The sequence below is a fragment of the Chromobacterium sp. IRSSSOUMB001 genome, from assembly GCF_023507765.1.
GTDB lineage: Bacteria > Pseudomonadota > Gammaproteobacteria > Burkholderiales > Chromobacteriaceae > Chromobacterium > Chromobacterium haemolyticum.
The window spans coordinates 1-1,214 of the sequence record NZ_JALCYU010000050.1; the positions used below are offsets into that span (position 1 = coordinate 1).

A 1,214-nucleotide genomic window follows, 5' to 3' on the forward strand; every position below is an offset into this window, starting at 1 on the left:
TGTAATGACCCACTAAAAACCTGCTCAGGTCATAATTCACACAGGAGCATGTGATGAGTATGACCATGGAAGACGAAATCAAGCGTTGGACCGCCAAGCGCAAAGCCGCGTTGGTGATGGAAATCATTCAGGGCAAGACCACAGTGGCCGAGGCCTCTCGGTCCTTTGACCTGGCGCCATCAGAAGTCGAAGAATGGGTCGATGAGGCCAAGCGCGGCATGGAGAATGCACTGCGAGCCAAGCCGATGGAGATCCGTGAACAGTACGAGAAACAGATCAAGGACCTCCAAGAGGCGTATGGCGAAGCCATGCTGGAGCTACGTGCCAGAAAAAAATTACAGTCCCTGTTGGGCGAGGACGACAAGTAATCGAGTCCGTCCGGCAGGGACTGGCTGAAGATGGCATCCGGGTTCCAGTCAGCACCTTGTGCCGCTGGTTTGGCATCCCGCGGCGCACGGTGTATTACCGCGAGCAGAAGGCTGAGCCCAAACTCCAGCAGCACTTCGTCGCGCCGATCAAAGCGATGATCGAGGAAAATCCTTCATTCGGCTATCGAACGGTCGCGGGTCTTCTGGGTTTGAACAAGAACACGGTGCAACGGATCTTTCAGCTCAAGGGCTGGCAGGTGAAGAAACGCTCGGTGGGCTTCCGCCCGCGTGTGCAAGCGTTGCCTTCAGTCGCGAAGCGGCCAAATGAGCGTTGGGCCACCGATCTGTGCCGTATCTGGTCGGGAAAGGATGGCTGGAGTCACCTGGCACTGGTGATTGACTGTTGCACCCGGGAGTTGCTTGGCTGGCATTTGTCACGCAGCGGCAAGTCGAAGACGGCCGAATCGGCACTTGAGCATGCGCTCATCAGTCGATTTGGCTGCCTGGGGCGTGTGCCGGAGAAATTCTTGCTGAGAAGCGATAACGGTTTGGTCTTTACCAGTCGGAACTACACGGCATTGGTGAGGAGCTACGGCTTACAGCAAGAGTTCATCACGCCATATACGCCGGAGCAGAACGGCATGGTGGAGCGGGTGATCCGGACGTTGAAAGAGCAATGCGTTCACCGCCATCGGTTTGAAAGCCTGACGCACGCCAGCCGTGTCATTGCAGACTGGATCGGGTTCTATAACCACCGGCGTCCCCACCAGGCCTTAGGGATGAAAACGCCGGCGATGGCGTATCAATTAGCAGCCTGACCTGTGCAGAAAGTGCTGGGTCATTACA

Annotated in this window: 2 protein-coding genes; both read left to right on the forward strand. The window is 56.4% G+C overall.

Features of this window, described 5'->3' with window-relative positions:
• The first annotated feature begins 53 nt into the window (after positions 1 to 53).
• Positions 54 to 368 (forward strand): DUF1153 domain-containing protein, encoded by a 315-nt coding sequence (locus MOV80_RS23250; protein WP_107733165.1) that lies wholly within the window; start codon positions 54 to 56, stop codon positions 366 to 368.
• A gap of 35 nt (positions 369 to 403) precedes the next feature.
• On the forward strand, positions 404 to 1,186 hold the full coding sequence (locus MOV80_RS23255) for an IS3 family transposase (RefSeq protein ID WP_258187055.1): 783 nt from the start codon (positions 404 to 406) through the stop codon (positions 1,184 to 1,186).
• The last annotated feature ends 28 nt before the right edge of the window (positions 1,187 to 1,214 follow it).

Coding starts and splice junctions, on each gene's coding strand:
- MOV80_RS23250 (WP_107733165.1), top strand. CDS start 54: ATGAGTATGACCATGGAAGACGAAATCAAGCGTTGGACCGCCAAGCGC.